The sequence below is a fragment of the Pseudomonas serbica genome (assembly GCF_028823535.1).
Lineage (GTDB): Bacteria > Pseudomonadota > Gammaproteobacteria > Pseudomonadales > Pseudomonadaceae > Aquipseudomonas > Aquipseudomonas serbica.
The window spans coordinates 38,381-59,555 of the sequence record NZ_JAQIYM010000090.1; the positions used below are offsets into that span (position 1 = coordinate 38,381).

The following is a 21,175-nucleotide window of genomic DNA, read 5'->3' on the forward strand; positions in this document are numbered from 1 at the left end:
TGGAGCTATACCGCCGATGCGGAACGAGCGTGCAGTCATGCTGCAGATCTCCTGCAGTGGAAGGCTGTAATCGGTATGGGGCGGGCGTGCACACCCAACCCATCGCGCCGACTGCGAAAGTGTCGGACTTATCTCAAGCTGGCCGGCTTATCATCCTTGGAGGATTTCGTATGTATGACATCATTGGTGACATTCACGGCCACGCTCAAAAGCTCAAGTTGCTGTTGGAGCAAATGGGTTATACGTCGACTGACGGGGTGTATTCGCACCCGACCCGCAAAGCATTGTTTCTCGGTGACTTCATTGATCGTGGCCCAGAGCAGGTGGAAACCGTCCGCATTGTGCGGGCGATGGTCGAGGCCGGCACAGCCCTCGCGGTCATGGGCAATCACGAGCTCAATGCAGTGGCGTTCGCCACACCTGATCCTGAGCGACCTGGTGAGTACCTGCGCAGGCACATTGCGCGTAACCGCCACCCGCATCATGAATTTCTTCGCCAGGTGGGCGAGGGCAGTCCTGCATACACGGACATGATCGAGTGGTTCAAAACCCTGCCGATTTACCTGGAGATGGAGGGTGTGCGGGCGATCCATGCTTGCTGGCACCCGCAGTACATCCTCGATGTTCAGCAGTACCTGAATGCAGATCAGACATTGACCCAAGATGGGTGGTATCAGATTACCCGCCGTGACACCCCGGCCTTCATCGCGCTTGAAACCTTGCTGAAGGGCACTGAAATTCACTTGCCGGACGGTCTGACTTACCACGACAAAGACGGCACGGAGCGGAATAAAACCCGCACCCGCTGGTGGGACAAAGAGGCACGTACCTACCGTGAGCTTGGGCTGGTTTCTGAGGCGATGCGTCACTTGCTACCGGATCATGTGGTACCCGGAGCAGAACGCGTTGAAGACGATTCCAAAGTACCGCTATTCTTTGGGCACTACTGGTTCCAGGGACAGCCGGATTTGCTGGACAAGCACGTGGCTTGCCTGGACTACAGCGTCGGCAAGGGAACTGCCAGTGGCAAGCTGTGCGCCTATCGCTGGAGCGGTGAGACCGTACTGACGAAGGACAACTTTACCTGGGTCAATGGTGGCTATGAAACCCACCATGAACCGAGCGTGAGCCCTGGCCTCTAGGCTAAAAGCAATAAATCCGGTAAATTGCACCCATTGGCCCCTGAGCCCTGCGACACCCCAGCTTGATCAGCTTGGATAAAGCCCACTTCGGTGGGCTTTTTACTGTCCGCAGGAAAACTGCAAAGAACCTATAAATATATGGCAATTTACGTCCTTAAGGGCTTGCTTGTCGGTATAGCTGTAGTATACTGACATCAACCAAGAAAACAGGATGTTCACCATGAAATCGATGATCAAACTCACAGTAGCTGCCATGTCCCTCGCCGTACTGGCTGGCTGCGCGCACCACTCTGGTTCCGAGGATAGCGCCTCGACCTCGACTACCCCGACCGTCTATTCCAAACCTGGTATTCCGGCTGAACTGTCCGGTGTGTGGGTCGGCGCCGAGTACACGGACGAAGACAAGCAACCCCGTCCGCTGGAAATTGATCTTCGCCTGAATGACCTCGGTCGAGTGGAATACAAGACGCCTGGTTGCAGCGGCCTGGTGAAATACCAGCGACATGAAGGCCAGGCCATGGTGCTGCTGGAGCAGATCGAGTCCGGTGTTGGTTCTTGCCCGCGCAACAGCTACCTGCGTTTGGAGCCAAACCCGGATGGATCGATGCGCTACGCGCACTTTGACCTGGAAGGTAAGCGCATTGCCCTGGGCCAGGTGCGTAAGTCGTCGCAGGTCAGCCGCACTGTCGACAAGCAACTCGATCCACGCATGCTCGGTACCTGGTCTGGCACGACTTTGACCCATGACGGTCGCAAGACCCGTGCGGAAGTCACCATCACCCAATATGGCCGCAGCCAAGCGCTGTACCAAGACCTGGGCTGCATCACTGAGCTCCGCCACGGCGCCGGAGTGCCTAATGGCATTGCCATGATGGAAACCCCGATCAAGGGCAATGCGTCCACCTGCGTCAATGGGATCGTGACCTACATCCTGCACAACGGCCAGATGGTGCGCATGAGCCAAGTGCCAGGCAAGATCCTCAACACGACGTACCTGAACAAGACCCGTTGATTCGGGGCCGGGCATAAAAAAAGACCACCTTCGGGTGGTCTTTTGCTGTCTGGTGTTCAGCGACGGTCGGACTCATCCGGGTAGTGCTCGCGCTCCTCGGCATAGTCGCGATGGCGAAAACGTGACGGCCCTTGCGGTAAGGATTTCGTCGGGGTTTTTGGTTCATCATCACGCGGATTTTTGTGTTCGGTCTGACGCATTTAAACCTCTGAGAATGCCTTTAAATAAAGGTGTTAGACAGGTTTTAGTGGAGGTGAAATACAGCAGAATCGCCTTGCAAAATTGGCAATACATAGCTAATATTATAAACAACAAAGAGGTGATCTTCTCGGTATTTTTCCGGAAGACAGTACCTTGCACCGCTATTCAGATGCCAGGCTTACAGGGCATCCATTGGAGTACTCACATGCACGCGCTCAAGGATTCCCTGTCGGCAATTGAAATCATGTTCCAAGATATTCTTGATGAGCATGGTGGCACTAAACAGTTGTCCCCAGACGTGCTCGAGCAGCTCCAAAGGGCGCAGCGCCTGGTCAACGGTATTCGTACTCAGGCCGGAACCCCACCTGCTAACGATCCTCAGCAGCTGGTCGAGCAGATGGAGCTGTCTGATCTGGCCAAGCGCCTGAATAGCCCTGAAAAACACATCATCCGGCAGGCAAAGCTGCGAGGGACGATCAACCCGGTTGTTCTCGGCACGGGTGCCGAACGCTTATACAAGTTCGGTCTGCTGATCCAGGACGGCGCCAGCGTTCGTCTGAGCGATAAAGGCCTTGCAGTTGAGGCCCTGGTCTAGAGAAGTCGTTACTGCGCGTGAGCGCCTCGAGAACCCGCCCTGTGCGGGTTTTTTGCTGTTACAGGCAACGCGGTCACGTGACTGGCCGGAATATCCCCATACCAATGAAAAGGAAGGTTGAATGAACCAGTCGGAAATGAGCACTCCGCTCGGAATGTTGGAGATCGCCGGCGTAACACCGGAGAATGGGATGAAGGGCTCCATGGCTTTTGAGCTGGGGGATCGTTGCATCACGCTCGGCGGTGAAGAGGTTATCTGTACTGAGCTTTCGGACAAGCTGCGAGGTTATGAGTGTGCGCGGTTTAGCGATGGCGCCTGGCGCTACAACCGTCCGCATGACCGTGGTCGCTGCACCGGCAGCCCCTGGGATAGTCCGTTGAACATCGTGCCTCGTTTCCCGACCGCGTAGGGCAAGGGGGTGATTAAAACGGGGAGGGATGCTTCCGGTCGTTTGAGGTAACCGTTGCGGCAGTGCTAACCTGGATCAATAGCCTAGGAGCCCTGATCGTGGAACAAAAACAGCCTGAGTTGCCCCGCAAAAGTCCGCCGTTCATTGAGTTTCGTAAAAAATTAAACGCCATGGAAAAGGCGGGTGAATTTGTCGAACCGATTGGCCCTCTGGTGTATGCCATTCAGGAGCGCCAAGGTAACGAAGTTCGTTTTCAGGTACAGCGCCACAATATGGCGCAAGCACCCCGCGAATTGGAAGTTTTTTCACGACCAGATCTGTTGTCAGCAGATGACTTCAGGTTCTTTCTCGAAGCGCTAAAGGCGGATGAATTCTGGCTCCTCCTTACTGGTCTTTGTTACGAGTCCAGTAGTTGGCTGGACAGGGATGGCGTCTGGCGGCAACCGCCCCATCCAGATCACCTCTTCTTGAGACAATTTATCCGTGAATACGGTAGTCATTTAGAGGTTCATGGGGATGAAGATAACCGGGGTGTGCGCTCGGATCATCTCGAGAATGGGTTCAGGACGGGCAAGTTATTTAACCTCGTGGCGGCACTGTTCGAGCCGGCAGAGGCGAAGATCATTTACAAGGCGTTGGAAGGGGTGCTGTCTCCAGACACTGTGAAGGCCAGTCGCTATGGTGCTGAGTTGAACCTTCTGGAACGCCTCCCAATGGCCATTAACGCTGCCGAGGGAGAGCCTAATTATCTTGGCTTCAAAATGCACCCAGGTAACGACGCCCCAGAGGTGAAGGCATGGCTGCAGCGCTATGCGTTGTTCAAGAGCATTAGTGATGAACCTGATGACAGACCATCACGCATCAGAAATCGCTTTGGCCATTATGATGACGCCCTGCCGAAAGATCGGAAAGGCTACCATGTGCCGGTAATCCGTAAGGTGATGAGTGAGGCACTCCATGCCTCCGCTGAGCAGTTAATTGAAACACTCAGTCAAAAAAGCTCAATAGCGCTGCAATGTTTCGGTGTTCCAACACAAAAAGCCTCTGCAGCTCAAATCCCTAATGAGATGTTTAATCTCATCGGTAAAGTTTGGGGGTCGGCTCTTGATCCAGCTGTGCAAAAAAAGTTGATCGGCCAGGTCTTTATTACTTTGCTCAATGGGCGTAGTGATAAAATGCAATCTGATTCGGTAAAAAGAGTGTTGTCAATCGCAAAGGATTTGATTGATTGGGAGTATTGCGTGTCAACGTTAAATGCGAAGGGGCGCGCACAACTTATAAGTGAGTTTGACGACTCCAGCTACTACACCAAGTATCTGGCAACAAAGGATTTGGGCAAAGCCTTCAGCAAAGACCTTGGGTTGTAAATTCACACAATAAAAAAGCCCTGGCATGCCAGGGCTTTTGTTTACCTACGTTAATCGTCAGGTGTTTGAACCATCTTTCTGGAAAGTTGGTTGTTCAAGCCACCATCCGAACCGCATCCGCATAACCATCCGTTGAATGAAGCTTAAGCGACTATCACGCTCCAGCGACACATGAACCATGTCTTTCAGACTGATACCGTTCATGCTGTACTGGCCTTCACCAGGACGCAAGATTTTGAAGTCGAGGTGGTTAAAGTCAACCACGCCAAGCTCGTAGGTCTCGCACGGATCTTTCGGCTCGGTCTGGTAACGCATTGCGTACATGTTGACTTCTGGGCCACCGAGGTAGCTGGTTCCCTGCCACGCCAACTTCTTCTCGACATGGAGGTTGCAGTAGCCCTGGCTGAATTTCCACCGATCCGGGCTGGCAAACAATTCAGGCTTGATGTTCATTTTACGCAGGACGTCAGCATCTGGCCCTTCGTAGGTGATCCTCACGCCAGGACGGGTAACGTCTGGACGAATGTTCATCACGAAACCTGGATCGAGCATCTCATAGGTCATGGTGACGTCGAGTGGCTTAACCTTGGAAATGGTCACCAATTCGACTTTACCAACCCAGCGGTCATCCAATGGGTTGCGAGCAAAACCTAAAAAGATCTCGATGACCACCAAGACGGTCACGACCACAGCAGCTGCGGTACTAAAGCTACGGATTTTCATCGTCGTTCTCCAAGATTTGACGTTCTTGGTGTCAGTATACCTGGCCTTTACCGTGTGTCAATTGATGGTGCATCTTTTTTTAATGTTTTTTCTGCATTCAATTGACAACAAATAGATTGTTTTCTTCGTGAATTTTGTCATTATAAATCAATAAGAAAAATAGGAATGGGTATAACCATGCCAAATGTATCTGCTGAAGCCACATTGATGGCCATCGCTACGCCTGAAGAACGCCTTGATTTCATGCTGAATAATTTCAGTTCCTCGGCGTTGTATCAACTCTTCTCCAGCCCGATTCATGAGATCCCCGACCTGGGTGAACACTGGCTTAAATCACTAAGCCAATTACTGGAGCTGATGTGCGAGATCCACCCCTGGCACCGTACCGATGTGAGTAGAGGTCTCAACAAGTTTCGGCAACTCCTTGATATTGAGTATTTACGGGCACAATCAATCGGCACTCAGTTTCAAGTGGCCTTTGAGAGCTACCTGATGACCCTCCCAGGTGTAAAGGACGTTAACAAGGCCTTGTCACCGTCAGCGGTGCAGAGCCATGCCAACCTCACTGTCATTATCGAACAAAGCATCAGCACACTCCTTAGGCGCCTGCAGGGCAATGATTCGATGGCAGGGCAGAAGCGCTCCAGCCGTCCAGGCGATGTGGTGCTGGAGGGGCCTGGCTTTGAAATTGTTGTTGGGCCCAAATATCAGTACGTGATGCGCTACCCGGACGGGAAGACCGCGATCATTCTCATGCATGATCCACGTGATGGACATTTCCTCATGGTGGAACGATTCAGTGAAATTGACAGTCTGCACGTGCTCGAGTTTCCACGGGTGCCGGCGTCGAAAATGCACAACCGTGAAACCGCTGCCGCGATTGTCTTGCAGGAATTGACCGGCCTGCCACTCCGTGGCCTGGAAAAGATCGGTGAGATGCGCCCTGACAGCCACATGATCTCTGGCATGTGCGAGGTGTACTACGGCACCTTCGACCTGGAAGAGAACATCGTTCCCAATACCAAATTGATTCGTGATGTGAAACGGATCACTGAGGACGGACTGTACGAAGGTGGCTACGACAGGCGCATTAACTGCGCTCAGACGTTGGCAGCGATGTCGATCTGGCGAGCTTTTGAATCTGTCCGGAAAAAGCGTGAAGCAAACAGCCGCCGAGTTCGCAATCCGCGCTCACCGTCTGACATCGATTGACCTATCGCACCTCCTGCCGGGCACCACTGTTCGGCAGGCTGGCATCAAAACGCCATAAAAACATTCCACATGTATTGACAAGTCGTCAATATTCGCAATAATCCCTCTCGCGTTTGGCTCTGGCCCAGTACCGATCCTATCGGATTGAATGCTCGGGGCTACTCCACTCACTCAAAAGTCGAGAAAGGGCTCCTACCGGTGTCTCGCCTCGCTTCCTAAAACTAGAGGTTTGGCAATGCGAAATTATTGGACGTCGGCGCTGGTCGCCATCATCGGTATTTGTCTGGGTTACTACTTCCATGGGGTGGAAGGTGCCTTCATCGTCGCGATCCTGGGCGTGCTTGAAGTGAGCGTGAGCTTTGATAACGCAGTGTTCAACGCTAAAATCCTCCAAAATATGAGTGTTTTTTGGCAGAACCTGTTCCTTTGGCTGGGTATCTTGATTGCAGTGGTAGGCGTGCGTTTGCTACTGCCGGTGCTCATCGTTGCAGTCACCGCCAACCTGGGCTTCATGGAAACGGCCAACATGGTGTTCAATGACACCGCGTCGTACTCCAAACACCTGGACGAAGCGAGCACCGCGATTACCGCATTCGGCGGCATGTTCCTGCTGATGATCTTCCTCGACTTCCTGTTCGACTCCGAAAAAGAACACCACTGGCTGGGTGGCGTAGAGCGTCTTATGGGCCGCTTTGGCGAGCACCAGACGATGAGCTCGATTGTGGCCCTGGTTGTCCTGATTAGCGTGTCCATGGGTATTGAAGCAGGCAAGGTTGGCACGTTCTTGTTCGCCGGCGTCTTCGGTATCGCTCTGTACTTCGTGATGGGTCTGCTGAAGAACGCCTTCGAAGACAAAGACACTGGCGAAGCAGTGACAGAAACTATCAAGCGCGGTGGATTCATGAGTTTTCTCTATCTTGAGGTCGTTGATGCGTCCTTCTCGTTGGACGGTGTGATTGGCGCCTTCGCGATGAGCAATGACCCGATCATCATCATGCTGGGTCTGGCCATCGGCGCTTGGTTCGTGCGTTCGATCACGATCCACCTGGTTCGTGCTGGTGTACTGGCTGAACTGGTCTACCTGGAGCACGGCGCTCACTACGCCATCGGTGTCCTGGCTGCAATCATGCTCTGCCACAACTTCATGCACGTGCCAGAGATGTTCACCGGTCTGGCTGGCGCAGTCTTGATTGCCCTGGCGATCTTTTCTTCCTTCCGCCACAAAAAGGCTGAAGAGAGCAAAGCTCCGGTAACGGCCTAACTGGCCACTCGGTGGGGCCGCAATTAGGCCCCGCCAATTCACACCATTTAATTCACTGTCTGATAGGGTAATTTCCATGAGCGATATGATCGTAAATCTTTCCAAAGACCAATTTGTGGACTTGACCAAGCGTGCCGATGATCTGCAAAACCTGCGCGTGGGTTTGAGCTGGGATGCACCAAAGGAACCGGTCAACGGCCACAAATTCGACCTGGACGCCAGCGTGCTGATGCTCGATGCCAACGGCAAATGCCACGGCGCCAAGAACTTCATTTTCTATGGCAACCCGGAATCAGCGTGCGGCTCCCTCAAGTGTGGTAAGGACAGCCTGGACGGCGCAGGTGAGGGTGACGATGAACAAATCACCTTCAAGCGTGCACGCCTGCCTGAAACCGTTTCGATTTTGCGCTATGTGGTAAGCATCCACGAAGCCAAAGAGCGCGGCCACGACTTCGGTCAGGTGCCCACCGCTGTGTTCCATATCGACGATATGGACACCGGCAAAACCCTGATCCGTTTCTCCCTCACCGAAGACTACAAGCCAGAGACCGGAGTCGTGATGGCCGATATCTACCGTGAAGGCAACGCCTGGAAAGTTCGTGCTGTCGGCCAGGGTTACCGTGATGGCCTGCAGGGCGTCCTGAAGGAAGTCGGTCTGGTCGCGGGCTAACTGCTAATGCCGGCACGCACTTGCTGCCGGCTTCTTTTCTCAAAAAGGGAACATTTTTATGAGTAACGTAGTCAGCCTTTCGAAAGGTGATCGTGTAAGCCTGTCCAAGCCTAATGGCCTGCCGCTGTCAAAAATCGCCATGGGCCTGGGTTGGGATCCGGCGAAGTCCAAAGGTTTTCTTGGTTTTGGTGGTACAGCCAAGGAAATCGACCTGGATGCATCCTGCTTGGTGCTGGATGACGACAAACAACTGCTCGACACGATCTGGTTCCGCAACAAGATCAGCGCCTGTGGCTCCATCCGTCACGGCGGTGACAACCTGACCGGCGCCGGCGACGGCGATGACGAGACCATCGATGTCGATCTGGATCGTTTGAACCCACGGGCCAAGTACCTGGTTTTCACAGTTAACTCGTTTCGTAATCAGACCTTTAACGAGGTCGAAAACGCCCACTGCTCCATCTATGACATGGAAGCGGGCCGCAAGACCAAGCTAACGTTCATGAACATCTCCGAGAAGGGTAACAATACCGGGATGGTTATGGCCGCGCTGGAGCGTGTAGCTGGCGGCTGGAAAGTCATTGCACTGGCCAAGGCGACCCCTGGCAACGTCGTTACTGACATGATCGCAGCGGTGAAGTCCGCGCTGTAATCACGCTCGTCGTCAGAGAAGCCCGGACATGTCCGGGCTTTTTTGTTTCCGCAAATCTGTGTAATTTAGACGCGATCAGATCCCCCGAAAAGGAATGCGTATGGCCATAGCAGTTGTTGGCGCTGGGGTGGCAGGGCTTGCCACGTCAATTTTCCTCAAACGTTCAGGTCTGGAAGTTCATGTCTTTGAGCGGGCATCCACGCTCGAGGCGGTCGGTTCCGGAATCATGTTGCAACCGTCCGGGATGGCTGTTCTTCACGAATTGGGGCTGTTGGATCAATGCCTGAGGAAGGGCGCTCCACTCAAGGGCGTTCTGGGCACTTCCAAGCTCGGTGAGCGACTGATTCTCGATACCCGGTATGAACACTGGAAGCGGGGAGCGCATGGACTTGGCATTCATCGCAGTGTTCTCCTCGAGGTGTTGTATGAAGAAGCCAAGCGCTGCGGCGTGAAGTTCTTCTTCGGGGTTAATGTCAGTGATTTTGTCAGTGCTGAGGTGATCGAGATCACGGTTACGGAGCGCAATCCGTCCCCGGCCAGCCAATCCGTGTTAGACAGCATCGTTGCAACCCGGCAGATTTCATCCGAATACGACGCGTTGATCCTCGCAAGCGGGCGTAACTCCACGCTGCAATACAAGTCATCAATCCAGCACCGGGCGAAGCCTTATACGTGGGGTGCCTTGTGGGCGACGGTCGAGCTGCCTGACCGCCTGAACGAAAGCGTTCTGCGCCAATGGTACAAGCAGAGCCGGCAGATGTTTGGAATCATGCCGATAGGCGAAGCTGCCAATAACACGCAACGGCTGTGCAGCCTGTTTTGGAGCCGACCTGTTGAATACGGCCACGGCCTCTTTGGGTCGAGTGGGTCACTGGACGGTTGGAAGCGCGACGTCAGAGCCCTGGTGGGCATCCACGCCAATCCCTTGTTGGAGCAATTGCAGTCGGAGGATCAGTTTTCCCTGGCCACCTACACCGACATCGAGATGCCTGGCTGGCATTGCGGCAGGGTGTTGGCCATCGGTGATTGTGCGCACTCGATGAGCCCACAACTGGGGCAGGGCGCCAACATGGGCCTGGTGGACGCCATGACTATTGCCGAGGTCATCATCGAACGCGAGATCGCGGAGGAGCCCCAAGTGTTGCACTGGCCCGCGATTTTTGCGCAATACTCCAAGTACCGCCGCAAGCACCTCGGGTATTACCAGTCCGCCAGTCGTCATTTGACGCCGCTTTTCCAGTCCGCGAGCTCGATTACACCGCTTATTCGCGACGCAGCGTTGCTGGCGGCCCAGCACGTCGGGTTTGTGCGCAACCATGCGGTGACGACCTTGATTGGCGGGAGAACAGGCTGGTTGGCCTCCACAGGGCCGAAGGTGCCGCTGCATTACTGGGATGGTACGGCGCCTTAACCGTCTGACCGGTTAAAAACTACGAAACCCGGCCTGGCCGGGGTTTTTATCCACCGAGCAAACTAACAATTCATGTGTATTGTCAGTCTCGTATTGAGATAATCTAAGTATCTGGCGAACACGCCCAATATTAGATCGTTGTCTATTATCATGCGCCGACACTTCACGAAACTCCTTTTGCCCCTAGTAATCAACTTGGTCTTCGCTGGCCATAGTCAGGCAGAGCCTTACTACCTAGAGCACTGGTGGAAAGACGAGGCGGGGGAGACGCAGCATTTTGGCCTTACTATCGGTGAGTCCAGAATGCGCATAGCCATGACAGCTGGCCGAGACATGTATGGCCATGAACAATTGCGAGATAAGGTCATGGACGAAGCCAAGATCCTGTCCCAGCAACTCTCTTCGGCTGATGTGCAAGTGAGTCTCAGAACCTTTGGCGAATCCTACGAGATCAGTTACACCTACAGGGAGGGCAGTGAAGCCATGGCCAAGGAGGCCTATCTAAAGGTCAAAGCTTACATCGATGGCGCGTTCGACGAGCTGCGCCCGATCACCTACTACCGTTATGACCAGGAGCTGAAAGAGCTGATCATCAACTACGAGGACATCATCCTCGACTATGCCGACATCATAGGTGTCACCCATCAGTTCTTTCAGCGGCGAGACTCCGGTAAAACGCAATCGCAGATGATCAACGACCGGCTCAATTTTCTCCAGTCGATCCCTTACGACGCCCTTCAGAACAACGAGTTTGGCATGCTGACGCCCATCCGAATGCTGGTGGAGAAGCAAGGGGATTGCGAGAGCAAACAGGTCTACATGGCCGGTTTGTTAAAAAAGATGTATCCGAACCGCTCGGTATTTTTGGTGCTTTTGCCGGACAAAGAACACATCGTCTCGGCGGTAGAAATGCCTGAAGCTCCTGACGAATTGGCCTACATCAAAGACGGAAAACGCTACTTGATAGTCGACGCCACGGGCCCTTCGTATATCAATGCTGCAGACACGGTTGAATTAAGGCAGAAGTGGAATTTCGACTATGGCCGGCAGGTCTGGTACCCCGTATACTTCAACTAGTCGATCCTTCCCCGAAGGGGCCTGGTTCGTTTTTGCTCGTGTCTGTGTATGCATGTAACTCTCAATTATTCAGGATCGCTATTGCCATGACCAAAGAATATCGTGTGCCTACTAAGGTCGGCGTTACGGCGACGTTGTTGTGGCCGGTACCCACGGCAAATGGCCCGATTGCTATCATCAAGGTGGAAAACCCTTACAAGCAGGTTCATGACGTGACGGCGGCGAACTTGTCAGTCGACATGGCCAAGATGCTGCACAAGGATCTGAAAGCGAAATTCAGCACTCTATTGATGCTTGAGAACGCTGGAACGGCCCAAGAGTCGGCTGCAATGGTAGGCGTAACCTGCATGGAAACCCCCAACCATGATGTCAACCTGGTCTGGGACTACAAGAGCCTGCATACGATCCTTAAGTTGTTGAGTCTCGCTCCAGCGGTGTTGTCCGAGAAATATCCGTTGAAGGACATTCCTAAAACCAGTGAGCGGCGCACAGCTTAAAAGGCAAAGCAACACGGTTAACTCGCAACCTGGTTAACCTGTCAATTTATCGCGTATGATAGCAACAGACTAAGAGGTTGGATCATGCGTGTATTGTTCATCTACGAACAGGGCCCTGCTCAGCAATCCCTGCACCAGCTTAAGTGTTGTGCGCAGGCGCTGAGGGCTCAGTTCGAAGGCGTCAGAATCATCCTGGCGACTAACAACAACCTCCCGGATGTCGACCTGACCTGGGTTGACAAGGTCTATTCAACCGTAACGGTCAAGATCCAAACCAATCACGTCGCAGAAGGCCCTTGGCGCCACCTGCACAACGCTGGCTGGACGGATCCGACCCTTCGGCAGACCATTTATCAATCCTGGTCTGTACTCCTGCGAAAACTCAAGCCTGATGCCATTGTGGCCTCCGGCGCCCACAGCGCCATGCTGGTGGCTGTCCTGGAAAACATCAGAGTGATTCAGGTCGGTGACAGTCAATTGATTGCTGATGTGAAAGACTGGCCGAAGGAGTCCTCATTCCCAGAGCTGGAGCATTGGCTACACAACATCACAGGGAGAACTGCGGGTCAGCTCATCGACAAGCCCGGCGTCGTTTTTGCAGCCAAAAGCCTCGACCGTGATCGTACCGGGTTGATCCTGCGAGTTGCTCCGGATTTGGCGGGCGTCGGCAAGAAGGACTTCAAAGGTCAGGTGCTGGCGATCTGGGACACCCGGCATGTGAACACCCCTGAGCTGATGGAAAAGGGGCAGTCGCTGTGGGGTGATGGGTTTGTCATGATTTCCCCTGAGGAAGCCTTCACCGATGGGTACAGCATTGAGTCGATTGCCGAGGCTGCACCACTGATCATCACCCAATACGACATGTTGTGGTCATCCAAGGCCATTGAGCTGGGTCTGCCGCTGTTCGGAACTCCGCTACGCCGGCACCAGGTGGAGATTGGAGAGCGTGCTGAGCAATCCCGCCTGAGCTATGGGCTGTCTGGGGACATGCGTATGCTGGAAGACTACCACCGTGAAGCGTTTGTCTTTGACGCCTGGGCTAAGGGCCGTACGGAGAGCGCCAAGGGGCAGTTCTGCGACCTTGGAGTGGCGATGCGGGCGTTGCTCGAAAAGCGTTGAGGGGAGTTGAATGCGCAAAGGCCAATTTAACTGGTATCAGGCTACGGTCTTAATCGGCGAAGGACTTGAGATCCATCGTTTTCCGCTTGAGGCCGATTCAAATCGCAGTGATTACCGAGCCTTGACCAGTATCGGTTGGTTTGGCAGTCGTGACTTTACGGAAGACCTGTCAGTTATTTTCGAGCCGCTACGCCTGGTTGCCCGTATGGAAGCGGAGCGGAAAAAGCGTGAAGACTACGTGTATGACTGGCGTGACGATCCCCATTTTCTTCAGGCATCGCTGTGGGACTTCTACGCGGCCATTGGCTTCAGCCACAAAACCAAGAAATGGGGGATGCGCCCACCGTTGGGGGAGATTCTTACGCTTGAGCAGCTTAAAGACAGGGTTAAAAAATAGACGAAAGCGTTTACCTGAAGATGGAACATCCGGATTTTTCGTTGTAGACCGGATCACCAACGACATTCACTGACTATTCGAGAGCCCCATGCATACGGTACCTGCACAGCGCGTTGACGAGCTTCCATCGGTAGAAACCCAGGTCTCCCTCCATGTGTTGGAGGCCTTGTCGCCCATGTCTTCCAACCTTGCCTATATTCGCGTGGCAGGGCTTGTGGTGACCGTGCCGGAACACATCGAAGCCGAATATGTGGCCAAGCACGGCGAGAAGGCCCAGGGGTTCATCGACGTGTTGCTCGGCAGAAAGGATGCCAACTTATCGGTGATCGTAAAAGTCTGGAAGCGGCTGGGTGATTTTGAGAAGGTTGCCATCCGAGTCTTGGAAGACTTGGAGCCGATGTATCCCAACCTCGCGTTCGCTCGCAAGGAAGGGCTGGTGGTGACCGTACCTGAAGATATCGAAGCCGCCTATCTGGCCAAGCACGGCGAAAAAGGCCAATGGTTTATCGACGTGCTGCTCGGCAGGAAGGAAACCATCGCTTCGGTCAACGTAAAAGTCTTCATGCGTCTTGAAGACCCTGAGACGGTAGCGCAATGGCTACGAGAAGGGGATGAGCGACGGGCAGCTGAGCAGGGCGCGTAACTGCCAGCGACTCGCTACAAGCCCAGGTCGTGGCTGAACGCGACCTGCCGAATCTTGAGGCACTTCTCCAGAATTTCCATACGGTTCGGCGCATTACCAATTTGCTTGTGAAGGGTGGTGGCCAGCTCCTCGTTCATGTCAGCCAGTACCGTCTGAAACTCCAGCACGCCAATTTTGATGACGGCTCGGATGGTCGCATCACGCCACCGGGTAATCTCCGGAGCCTCAATGCTATAGCGATTCTTGAGGACTTCATTCAACACCTGGCCCGGTGTGGCGCCTATCGAATCGAAACGATCTTCGGCCTGAACACGATCCTCCATACGAGTGATCTGTGCCCGAATATTGTCCAGATACAGACTAACCAATTCGGCGCCGCGTCCTTGTTGGATGGCAAACTCGACCAGCTTATCGCTGGGCGGAAATGCTTCGCTCGCGACCAAAACCGCGAGGTTGTCCAACACAAAGTTCCCAGTATTCTGGAGAAGACCTAGCTCTTTGTTCCCTCTCAGAATGCTGTTGAAGAAGAAACAGGGCTTCTTCAGCTTGATCGAATATTCCAGATGATCACCCAGGGTAAGGTGATCGAGCAGTGTCTTCTCTGAAAATGCTTCCAGTAGCCAAACAAAAGACTTCTGCCCAGAGTTGTCATTCAGGTGCGTCCTGGCCAGGCTGATCAAGCTCTGGTCGCCCAACACAGACCTCACCACTTCGATGTAAGCCGGGTTGAGTGCGTCCTTTGTGTACAAATCCTGGAGTGTTGTATGGAGGAGGTGCACATGCTTTGACGCCTTGAAGGCAGCCAGTACGCATTTAAGTGACTGGGGAAGGTTTAGTTCACATAGGCCGGCGATCATGCCTTCCGCTTTGCTGAAAACTAACCTTTTCTCCAGTGCTCGGCCAAGGTGTTCGACAAAGGCTTCGTCGATGCCTGCGTTCCCGGCCATCAACGCCTTCGACTTTTTGGTAACCTGGGGTGAAACTTCTTCTAGCAGGTTCATGTTCGTCCGGTGCTGATAGCCTTTGATCAGGCTGGCGGCGTCGAGGAGCGCTTGGTCGGCGTCAAACTCCTCTTCATCCTGATTGACCAGGACGTAATTGAGCATCGACAAGGTGTGATTAAAGCAAAAACCCGTGGGCACAGGGCGAGAAGCTACAGCCGCACTGGCCAGATTTGGCAGACGGGTGGCGACAGCCATTTGGGAGACGATGTGATACACAGCCTCAGCACTCATGGCCGCCAGGTCATTTTCAAGGTAAGTCCGCTCTTCGGCGGTCATATTCTTGATTCTTTCTCCCAGCAGCGCCTTTTCTGAAAATGCTGGGAGAGTGAAATTTTCCCCGAGGAAGGTGTTCTGCATGCTTACGTCTCTTTCGTGGTTGGGGGATGTTTCACATACCTAAGTCGGAACAGAACGCGACCTGGCGAATCTTCATGAACTTCTTCAGGATTTCATCTCGGTTCGCTACGGTGCCCATGTCCTTGTAGATCGCCATTGCAGCTGGTTCATGGATGTCGGCTAGGCTCTCGGCAAACTCCAGCACACCAGTGGTGGTGATAGCCCGGATGGTTGCGTTGCGCCAGGTTTTGATGTCCCGAGCTTCAGGCAGTTCATAGCGAATGTTGAACACCTCGCTCAACACCGCGCCTTGGGTATTGGCCTTAGCGTCGAAGCGATGCTCAGGGTTCACATCGCGGAAATCATCCAGCCCCGAAATCATGGACGCTATTTTGTCCAGGTAAACGCTTACCAGCTCCTGGCCCCGTTTTGAATCCCTGGCAAAGTAGGCAAAAGATTCACTCGGTGCCAGTTTTTCGTGCTTGATGAGGGTAGCCAGGTTGTTCAACACAAACGTGGCAGATTGTTCGTAGATCCCAGAGCCTTTGGTTCCCGCCAGAATGTCGCTGAAAAAATCACAGGCCTTTTTCGCCTTGATAGAAGCTGCAAGCTGCTGATCCAGGGTGGCCTGGTTGATCACAACCGCTTCTGTCAATTCACTCACTATCCAGTTGAAGGATGTGAGGCCGGCTTTCTTTTCGTTAATGTTCAACCTGGCCAGGTTAATCAGAACGTCATCGCCCAACTCGGCACGAATGGTTTTGATGTAGGCGGGCGTCAAGGCATTGCCGTGGTAAAAGTCGTTTAAGAGGTTCGAACGAATGGCGTATTGCTCAGGCTCCTTGATCGTAACGAGGAAGGTTGCGAACGAGAGTGGAATATCAAGATCACGCAGGCCATAAATGATGTTTTGGGTCTGCGCGAAACTTGGTTTTTTAGTTAATGCACGCCCGAGGTGTTCAACAAATGCCTCGTCGATCTCGTGATGACCCGACAAGAGGGTTATCGATTCCTTCGTCAGCGACGTTGAGATACCTTCGATGAGGTTCATGTTGGTGCGGTGCACATACCCTTTGATCAGCTTAGCAACGCCGGAGACGGCAGCGGCCTTGTCGAATTTTTCGTCGAAAGGGGTTTTTAGCGCCAAGTTGATCATGGAGAGGGTGTTGTTGTAGTTGAAACCCGTTAAAGTTGGCCTGGATTCGATAGCCATGGTGACCAGGTGCGGTAATGCCTGAGCCTGAGTCATACCCTCAACGAAGTAGAATAGGGTATCAGCGGACATCTTCGACAGGTCATTGAACAGGGCGGCTCGATCTTCATCAGAGATGTGTCTGATCCTCTCGGCCAGGGCTCGGCGCTCACGATCAGAGGCTGCTGGGTAATATTGCCCGAGGAAGGTGTTGTCCATGCACGAGAATCTCTTCTTTGCCGTTGCGGCGTGAGTCATACTTGAATTTAACATGTGAGCGCGTGCGTAAGACACACGCACTTGGTACCCGTCAGGGAGGATATAGGCCTATGACATTTGAGAAGTGCTACAGAGTGGGGGGTTGTGTCCGGGATAGGCTGCTTGGCCTTGAGCCCACGGATATCGACTATGTGGTGATCGGCGAATCACCGGAGTCAATGTTGAGTCGCGGCTTTACCCAGGTGGGCGGGGATTTCCCGGTCTTTCTGCACCCGGAAACCGGCGACGAGTACGCCCTTGGCCGCTCGGAAATCAGCACCGGTGATGGTTACAACGACTTCAAGTACAAGTGGGAAGGCATCACGCTGGAGCAAGATCTTGGGCGCCGGGATTGCACCATCAACGCCATGGCCGAGCTGGATGACGGAACGGTGTTCGATCCCTACGGCGGCCAACAAGACCTTCAAAATCGCACGCTGCGGCATGTCGGCCCGAGCTTTGCTGAGGATCCGTTGCGCATTCTGCGCGTAGCCCGCTTCGCGGCAAGGTACGACTTCTCTGTGGCGCCAGAGACCATGTCTCTGATGACTGAGATGACGTCCAAAGGGATGCTCAATCCAACGACGCCGAGCGGCAAGCCCAACATCAAGCCAGAACGGATTTGGAAAGAAACCGAGAAGGCGATGCTGACACCCAACCCACACGTCTATTTTGATGTGCTGGATGCCTGTGGGGCGCTGAAAGTCCTGTTCCCTGAACTAGAGCAGATGAAGGGCGTTCCACAGCGGGATGATTACCACGCCGAGGGTGATGTCTGGATCCATACCAAGATGGTTCTCGATGAAGCGGCCAAGCTAACGACGGGCCATTCAACGGCGAGCTCTCTGCGGATTCGCATGGCTGCTTTGCTCCATGACCTGGGCAAGATCAAGACACCAGCCGATTTGCTGTGGTACGCGGACGGCTCCGTTCGTGGCCATCACCATGGGCACGAAAATGTAGAACGTTTTGAGGGGCTTCTTGACACGCTGGCCGCCCGCATCAAGATGCCGTCTGAAATCCAGTACTTTGTGCACAAATGTGCGTTGACCCATCAAGAAGTACACCGCATTTCGTCAGCAGGTCGCCAGGGCCTTCAGGCGCTATATGAGCGCCTTGACCTTGATCGAATTCAGCGCCATGACAAGGCCTTTTTAGGGGATGTGGCGACGATGTGCGCAGCGGATAACTTTGGCCGACGTATTCGTCAAAAGGATGGTTCGACCAAAAGGCCAGAAACGTATCTGCAGGGAGCTTACCTGCTGAGCGCCATGGAAGCGGTGAGTTCGGTCAAGCCAGGCCCGATCATGCAGGCCACCATGGCGAAGGAAGAGGCACGGGCCATTGCAAGGAACCGGACACCGGATAAGGCGTTGATCCTGGAGGCTGCCAAGACGGCGGTGAGGACAGCTCGTCGCGATGCGGTTAGTCGCTTTCTCAAGGAGCAGCCGGAAACTGACTTCGGGCCAGGGCGTTAACTGGGTAGGGTGCCAAGGCCCTTGCCCTGTTGTTCCTGATATTCCGGCCAAAGACTAGGCCGGCAATATTGTTAAATAATTGACTGCGAACTTCGCCATTTCTTGCATTCTGGCAAACCTGAGCCATATTGCTTTTTGATCGAAATAATCTGGAGCCCACCATGTCGAACGCAATGGACAGAAAAGCACCGTTGTACACCATCAAGAAGCGTGGCAAGTACCTAAAGGGTAGCTCTTACGCCACCGGCTACGGTTATTCGTTCTGCTGGACGAATGATCCGGAAAAAGCCCGGCACTACCAGCCAGACAATCCAAAACGGAGCGACGCTGGCGCCCTGGAATCTCATCGCCAGTTGACTAGAGGCGAAGTGATCCGCTTTAACTGAGCGGTCTTTTGCTGTTCGCCAGTCGTGGAGCTCCTTCGTTACGATAGAGAGATGGCCGGCAGGCAATAGTCCTGCCGGCGTTTCCTGAGTTCCCGTGGAGAGTGGCCGCAATGAGTTCCAGTATTGATTTCGCTCAAAAGTTTCTGGCCGGCGCGGTGAAATCGTTCGATTTACCCATCGAAGACACGCAAGCTTTCGCGAAGCTCTCCGAGACTTACAGCGAGAAAAACGCCTCGATTGAGTCCGCAGTGATGGAGCTGGCGCATGGCTCGTGCCACGACCTAACCATCGGACTGGCTGATGCGCTGAGCCAGGAAGCGGTGATTGCCATTGTCGATGACGCTGGGATGCCGGTGCACAGTGGCTTGTACAACAGCGCAGCCCAACTGATCCTTGATGCCAATGGTGTTCACACCATAGAGGCGGCGGTGGCGTTCTGGAGCGGGATTACACGTCAGCCATGCAGTGCCAGGCTTATGGAAGTGGACGAGTTGTATGGCATCTCTGGCTGCGATGAATCGTCTGCAGAGATCGCCCTTGAAGACTTCTCGATCATTGCTGACTTCATTCAGGAAAACTTCATTTCAGTTGGACAGGCACTCTCGTCAGGGTCTTCTTCTCCAGTGGCTTCAATACCCGGAGGATCTAAGATCCCAGTAATCAAAGTGGCTTCGCTCTGGCACTGGGGATCCCTCGACGCCAGTCATAAGTTCGAGCGAGGGACAAGCTACGAAGGGAATCTATTCTCCATGTCTGCCTGTCCTGAAGCTTGGCAGCGTATCTCCAAATTCGGCGGTAAGAAGCTCCACCTCAAGGCAGACAGCACAACGCTGCTAGACTTGTATTCGATCCTCGATCCCATGACGTCGACTGCTGAAGCGCTGAAGCAAGAAATAACCGAATGGGGGATTGCCCAGGGTTTGCTGGAACCTCGGACGATTTTCAGTCTCAGTTGGTACGACGACGAGATGGATGGCGTTCAAAGCTACAGCTACAAAACCCGAGAGGACGCTGAGGCCGAAATGGAGGAGGGTGATGATAAAACGCTGTCGCAGGCCTGCATCCAGGTGGGTACCTCTGAATTGTTGGCCAGGCATGGTTTTCGTCCGCACGACATCATTGGTGTGGAATTTGCGATTATTGAATGGGCCAAGGAAAAATTCCCTGAGGTCATCTCCGGTGTTTACTGGCGAGACCCGCACGACCCGTATAACGGCGTGGCGCCTTGTGCTGGCCTCTTTCCTTTTGAGGTGTCCGGCCTAACTGCGGTTGATGGTTTTCCGGATGATGAGGTGGCGCTGAAAGGTGTCTCCAAAGTCAAATGGGTCGAGTTCGGAAAAACCACACTCGATCCTAGCGCACCCGAGCTATAGCATTTCTTGGTACTCCCTTGACGATTAACCTCTAGAGGCATACAGTCTGTGCATTCATCTGCACCGAACGACACAAAGGGATTTCGCCATGTCTAACGCTGCCAAGACGCTGCCTCAACACCAGCTTCAGAAATCGCCCCCGGCAGACTGCACAGAAGACTATCTCGCCGGCTGGGAATACGCCGACTGGTACTTCACCAACGGCGGATCTCTGGATGCTGAGACGCCAGACAGCTGGGTTGAAGAGAAAATTAAAGGTTTTACTGCTTACCTCGCCCAGGTAGAGCGCGAAAAGGTGGCGGCCAATGACTGACAATGTGCGTGATTCCGGATATTACTGGATCCGCCCGGAAGGGTCGGAGGAGTGGATGATCGGCTTTTGGTACGAAGGGCTTGTCGATGCCAATGGCCTTAAAGGTCAAGGCCACTTCGATTGCTCGAATCATTGGGATTCCGACTACGCTACGGTGTATTCGCCGTCCGAGGTTGGCGAGCGCCTGGTAAATAAGACTGCGAGAAAGGGAAAATGACGACTGAAGTCGCCTTACTCACGCCGACCAGCGCGGATAAGTCTGCCGCCAGGCGCTTCCTGGACTGCTGCTACGACGAATCACTGCGTATACCTAACGCTGACAGCCTTGAACGGCTTGTGAGGCTTGGCTGGCTCGAAAGACTGCCTAATGGCTACTCCGCCGAGACCGACGTGCTCAAGTTCACGAATTTGTTCGACTAGGTTCGTCACGGTAAGCCATCTGGTGCG

General features: G+C 53.7%; 25 protein-coding genes. 21 read left to right on the forward strand and 4 right to left on the reverse strand.

Annotated elements, in window-relative coordinates:
• Positions 1-170 precede the first annotated feature (170 nt).
• Both NQL71_RS30270 and NQL71_RS30275 read left to right on the forward strand, forming a co-directional pair.
• Positions 171-1,142: a metallophosphoesterase gene (locus NQL71_RS30270; RefSeq protein ID WP_274644545.1), complete on the forward strand. Its 972-nt coding sequence runs from the start codon at positions 171-173 to the stop codon at positions 1,140-1,142.
• A 220-nt stretch (positions 1,143-1,362) separates the two neighbouring features.
• Positions 1,363-2,154 (forward strand): hypothetical protein, encoded by a 792-nt coding sequence (locus NQL71_RS30275; RefSeq protein ID WP_274644546.1) that lies wholly within the window; start codon positions 1,363-1,365, stop codon positions 2,152-2,154.
• Positions 2,155-2,210: 56 nt separating this feature from the next.
• Here the strand turns inward: NQL71_RS30275 and NQL71_RS30280 are convergent, their stop codons facing one another.
• Positions 2,211-2,354 (reverse strand): hypothetical protein, encoded by a 144-nt coding sequence (locus NQL71_RS30280; protein ID WP_274644547.1) that lies wholly within the window; start codon positions 2,352-2,354, stop codon positions 2,211-2,213.
• A 206-nt stretch (positions 2,355-2,560) separates the two neighbouring features.
• Between NQL71_RS30280 and NQL71_RS30285 the strand changes: the two genes are divergently transcribed.
• The 3 genes from NQL71_RS30285 to NQL71_RS30295 all read left to right on the forward strand — a co-directional run bounded on the left by NQL71_RS30285 (position 2,561) and on the right by NQL71_RS30295 (position 4,726).
• Positions 2,561-2,950 carry a hypothetical protein gene (locus tag NQL71_RS30285; RefSeq protein WP_274644548.1) on the forward strand — a complete coding sequence of 130 codons (390 nt, stop codon included), beginning with the start codon at positions 2,561-2,563 and terminating at the stop codon, positions 2,948-2,950.
• 121 nt (positions 2,951-3,071) lie between these two features.
• Positions 3,072-3,359 (forward strand): hypothetical protein, encoded by a 288-nt coding sequence (locus NQL71_RS30290; protein ID WP_274644549.1) that lies wholly within the window; start codon positions 3,072-3,074, stop codon positions 3,357-3,359.
• A gap of 98 nt (positions 3,360-3,457) precedes the next feature.
• Positions 3,458-4,726, forward strand: coding sequence for a hypothetical protein (locus NQL71_RS30295; protein WP_274644550.1), 1,269 nt, complete (start codon positions 3,458-3,460; stop codon positions 4,724-4,726).
• Between the two features lie 57 nt (positions 4,727-4,783).
• On the opposite strand, the gene NQL71_RS30300 is transcribed toward NQL71_RS30295, so the two are convergent.
• Positions 4,784-5,449: a hypothetical protein gene (locus NQL71_RS30300; protein WP_274644551.1), complete on the reverse strand. Its 666-nt coding sequence runs from the start codon at positions 5,447-5,449 to the stop codon at positions 4,784-4,786.
• 165 nt (positions 5,450-5,614) lie between these two features.
• Between NQL71_RS30300 and NQL71_RS30305 the strand changes: the two genes are divergently transcribed.
• The 10 genes from NQL71_RS30305 to NQL71_RS30350 all read left to right on the forward strand — a co-directional run bounded on the left by NQL71_RS30305 (position 5,615) and on the right by NQL71_RS30350 (position 14,388).
• Complete coding sequence (locus NQL71_RS30305; RefSeq protein WP_274644552.1) at positions 5,615-6,661, forward strand: NUDIX hydrolase; 1,047 nt, start codon at positions 5,615-5,617, stop codon at positions 6,659-6,661.
• 235 nt (positions 6,662-6,896) lie between these two features.
• On the forward strand, positions 6,897-7,922 hold the full coding sequence (locus tag NQL71_RS30310; RefSeq protein WP_274644553.1) for a DUF475 domain-containing protein: 1,026 nt from the start codon (positions 6,897-6,899) through the stop codon (positions 7,920-7,922).
• A gap of 76 nt (positions 7,923-7,998) precedes the next feature.
• Positions 7,999-8,592: a TerD family protein gene (locus NQL71_RS30315; protein WP_274644554.1), complete on the forward strand. Its 594-nt coding sequence runs from the start codon at positions 7,999-8,001 to the stop codon at positions 8,590-8,592.
• A gap of 58 nt (positions 8,593-8,650) precedes the next feature.
• Positions 8,651-9,244, forward strand: coding sequence for a TerD family protein (locus tag NQL71_RS30320; RefSeq protein WP_274644555.1), 594 nt, complete (start codon positions 8,651-8,653; stop codon positions 9,242-9,244).
• A gap of 100 nt (positions 9,245-9,344) precedes the next feature.
• Entirely contained in the window at positions 9,345-10,655 is a 1,311-nt protein-coding gene (locus NQL71_RS30325) for an FAD-dependent oxidoreductase (RefSeq protein ID WP_274644556.1), read from the forward strand.
• Positions 10,656-10,970: 315 nt separating this feature from the next.
• The gene (locus NQL71_RS30330; RefSeq protein WP_274644557.1) at positions 10,971-11,732 is read left to right on the forward strand and encodes a hypothetical protein; all 762 of its coding nucleotides are present in this window, start codon (positions 10,971-10,973) and stop codon (positions 11,730-11,732) included.
• A gap of 86 nt (positions 11,733-11,818) precedes the next feature.
• On the forward strand, positions 11,819-12,229 hold the full coding sequence (locus tag NQL71_RS30335) for a hypothetical protein (RefSeq protein ID WP_274644558.1): 411 nt from the start codon (positions 11,819-11,821) through the stop codon (positions 12,227-12,229).
• A gap of 84 nt (positions 12,230-12,313) precedes the next feature.
• Positions 12,314-13,348: a hypothetical protein gene (locus NQL71_RS30340; RefSeq protein WP_274644559.1), complete on the forward strand. Its 1,035-nt coding sequence runs from the start codon at positions 12,314-12,316 to the stop codon at positions 13,346-13,348.
• 10 nt (positions 13,349-13,358) lie between these two features.
• A complete protein-coding gene (locus tag NQL71_RS30345) occupies positions 13,359-13,745 on the forward strand; it encodes a hypothetical protein (protein WP_274644560.1) in 387 nt (128 codons plus the stop codon).
• 88 nt (positions 13,746-13,833) lie between these two features.
• Positions 13,834-14,388 carry a hypothetical protein gene (locus NQL71_RS30350; RefSeq protein ID WP_274644561.1) on the forward strand — a complete coding sequence of 185 codons (555 nt, stop codon included), beginning with the start codon at positions 13,834-13,836 and terminating at the stop codon, positions 14,386-14,388.
• A gap of 14 nt (positions 14,389-14,402) precedes the next feature.
• On the opposite strand, the gene NQL71_RS30355 is transcribed toward NQL71_RS30350, so the two are convergent.
• Both NQL71_RS30355 and NQL71_RS30360 read right to left on the reverse strand, forming a co-directional pair.
• Positions 14,403-15,749: a hypothetical protein gene (locus tag NQL71_RS30355; RefSeq protein ID WP_274644562.1), complete on the reverse strand. Its 1,347-nt coding sequence runs from the start codon at positions 15,747-15,749 to the stop codon at positions 14,403-14,405.
• A gap of 31 nt (positions 15,750-15,780) precedes the next feature.
• A complete protein-coding gene (locus NQL71_RS30360) occupies positions 15,781-17,139 on the reverse strand; it encodes a hypothetical protein (RefSeq protein ID WP_274644563.1) in 1,359 nt (452 codons plus the stop codon).
• A 110-nt stretch (positions 17,140-17,249) separates the two neighbouring features.
• Here NQL71_RS30360 and NQL71_RS30365 point away from each other — a divergent pair, with 110 nt between their 5' ends.
• The 6 genes from NQL71_RS30365 (at position 17,250) to NQL71_RS30390 (ending at position 21,148) form a co-directional block, all read left to right on the forward strand.
• The gene (locus tag NQL71_RS30365) at positions 17,250-18,656 is read left to right on the forward strand and encodes a tRNA nucleotidyltransferase/poly(A) polymerase-related protein (protein ID WP_274644564.1); all 1,407 of its coding nucleotides are present in this window, start codon (positions 17,250-17,252) and stop codon (positions 18,654-18,656) included.
• 161 nt (positions 18,657-18,817) lie between these two features.
• On the forward strand, positions 18,818-19,042 hold the full coding sequence (locus NQL71_RS30370) for a hypothetical protein (RefSeq protein WP_274644565.1): 225 nt from the start codon (positions 18,818-18,820) through the stop codon (positions 19,040-19,042).
• A 110-nt stretch (positions 19,043-19,152) separates the two neighbouring features.
• Positions 19,153-20,415 (forward strand): hypothetical protein, encoded by a 1,263-nt coding sequence (locus NQL71_RS30375; RefSeq protein ID WP_274644566.1) that lies wholly within the window; start codon positions 19,153-19,155, stop codon positions 20,413-20,415.
• Positions 20,416-20,503: 88 nt separating this feature from the next.
• On the forward strand, positions 20,504-20,728 hold the full coding sequence (locus NQL71_RS30380) for a hypothetical protein (RefSeq protein ID WP_274644567.1): 225 nt from the start codon (positions 20,504-20,506) through the stop codon (positions 20,726-20,728).
• Entirely contained in the window at positions 20,721-20,945 is a 225-nt protein-coding gene (locus NQL71_RS30385) for a hypothetical protein (protein ID WP_274644568.1), read from the forward strand. The genes NQL71_RS30380 and NQL71_RS30385 overlap by 8 nt, the downstream gene beginning before the upstream one ends.
• Positions 20,942-21,148, forward strand: a complete 207-nt coding sequence (locus NQL71_RS30390) for a hypothetical protein (protein ID WP_274644569.1) — start codon at positions 20,942-20,944, stop codon at positions 21,146-21,148. The genes NQL71_RS30385 and NQL71_RS30390 overlap by 4 nt, the downstream gene beginning before the upstream one ends.
• Positions 21,149-21,175 lie beyond the last annotated feature (27 nt).

What these genes read in the sequence shown, in the direction of transcription:
- NQL71_RS30345 (WP_274644560.1), top strand. Translation starts at nt 13,359, where the DNA reads ATGCGCAAAGGCCAATTTAACTGGTATCAGGCTACGGTCTTAATCGGC.
- NQL71_RS30340 (WP_274644559.1), top strand. Translation starts at nt 12,314, where the DNA reads ATGCGTGTATTGTTCATCTACGAACAGGGCCCTGCTCAGCAATCCCTG.
- NQL71_RS30320 (WP_274644555.1), top strand. Translation starts at nt 8,651, where the DNA reads ATGAGTAACGTAGTCAGCCTTTCGAAAGGTGATCGTGTAAGCCTGTCC.
- NQL71_RS30360 (WP_274644563.1), bottom strand. Translation starts at nt 17,139, where the DNA reads ATGGACAACACCTTCCTCGGGCAATATTACCCAGCAGCCTCTGATCGT.
- NQL71_RS30370 (WP_274644565.1), top strand. Translation starts at nt 18,818, where the DNA reads ATGTCGAACGCAATGGACAGAAAAGCACCGTTGTACACCATCAAGAAG.
- NQL71_RS30305 (WP_274644552.1), top strand. Translation starts at nt 5,615, where the DNA reads ATGGGTATAACCATGCCAAATGTATCTGCTGAAGCCACATTGATGGCC.
- NQL71_RS30355 (WP_274644562.1), bottom strand. Translation starts at nt 15,749, where the DNA reads ATGCAGAACACCTTCCTCGGGGAAAATTTCACTCTCCCAGCATTTTCA.
- NQL71_RS30300 (WP_274644551.1), bottom strand. Translation starts at nt 5,449, where the DNA reads ATGAAAATCCGTAGCTTTAGTACCGCAGCTGCTGTGGTCGTGACCGTC.
- NQL71_RS30390 (WP_274644569.1), top strand. Translation starts at nt 20,942, where the DNA reads ATGACGACTGAAGTCGCCTTACTCACGCCGACCAGCGCGGATAAGTCT.
- NQL71_RS30275 (WP_274644546.1), top strand. Translation starts at nt 1,363, where the DNA reads ATGAAATCGATGATCAAACTCACAGTAGCTGCCATGTCCCTCGCCGTA.
- NQL71_RS30325 (WP_274644556.1), top strand. Translation starts at nt 9,345, where the DNA reads ATGGCCATAGCAGTTGTTGGCGCTGGGGTGGCAGGGCTTGCCACGTCA.
- NQL71_RS30335 (WP_274644558.1), top strand. Translation starts at nt 11,819, where the DNA reads ATGACCAAAGAATATCGTGTGCCTACTAAGGTCGGCGTTACGGCGACG.
- NQL71_RS30350 (WP_274644561.1), top strand. Translation starts at nt 13,834, where the DNA reads ATGCATACGGTACCTGCACAGCGCGTTGACGAGCTTCCATCGGTAGAA.
- NQL71_RS30280 (WP_274644547.1), bottom strand. Translation starts at nt 2,354, where the DNA reads ATGCGTCAGACCGAACACAAAAATCCGCGTGATGATGAACCAAAAACC.
- NQL71_RS30375 (WP_274644566.1), top strand. Translation starts at nt 19,153, where the DNA reads ATGAGTTCCAGTATTGATTTCGCTCAAAAGTTTCTGGCCGGCGCGGTG.
- NQL71_RS30380 (WP_274644567.1), top strand. Translation starts at nt 20,504, where the DNA reads ATGTCTAACGCTGCCAAGACGCTGCCTCAACACCAGCTTCAGAAATCG.
- NQL71_RS30315 (WP_274644554.1), top strand. Translation starts at nt 7,999, where the DNA reads ATGAGCGATATGATCGTAAATCTTTCCAAAGACCAATTTGTGGACTTG.
- NQL71_RS30285 (WP_274644548.1), top strand. Translation starts at nt 2,561, where the DNA reads ATGCACGCGCTCAAGGATTCCCTGTCGGCAATTGAAATCATGTTCCAA.
- NQL71_RS30385 (WP_274644568.1), top strand. Translation starts at nt 20,721, where the DNA reads ATGACTGACAATGTGCGTGATTCCGGATATTACTGGATCCGCCCGGAA.
- NQL71_RS30310 (WP_274644553.1), top strand. Translation starts at nt 6,897, where the DNA reads ATGCGAAATTATTGGACGTCGGCGCTGGTCGCCATCATCGGTATTTGT.
- NQL71_RS30330 (WP_274644557.1), top strand. Translation starts at nt 10,971, where the DNA reads ATGACAGCTGGCCGAGACATGTATGGCCATGAACAATTGCGAGATAAG.
- NQL71_RS30365 (WP_274644564.1), top strand. Translation starts at nt 17,250, where the DNA reads ATGACATTTGAGAAGTGCTACAGAGTGGGGGGTTGTGTCCGGGATAGG.
- NQL71_RS30270 (WP_274644545.1), top strand. Translation starts at nt 171, where the DNA reads ATGTATGACATCATTGGTGACATTCACGGCCACGCTCAAAAGCTCAAG.
- NQL71_RS30290 (WP_274644549.1), top strand. Translation starts at nt 3,072, where the DNA reads ATGAACCAGTCGGAAATGAGCACTCCGCTCGGAATGTTGGAGATCGCC.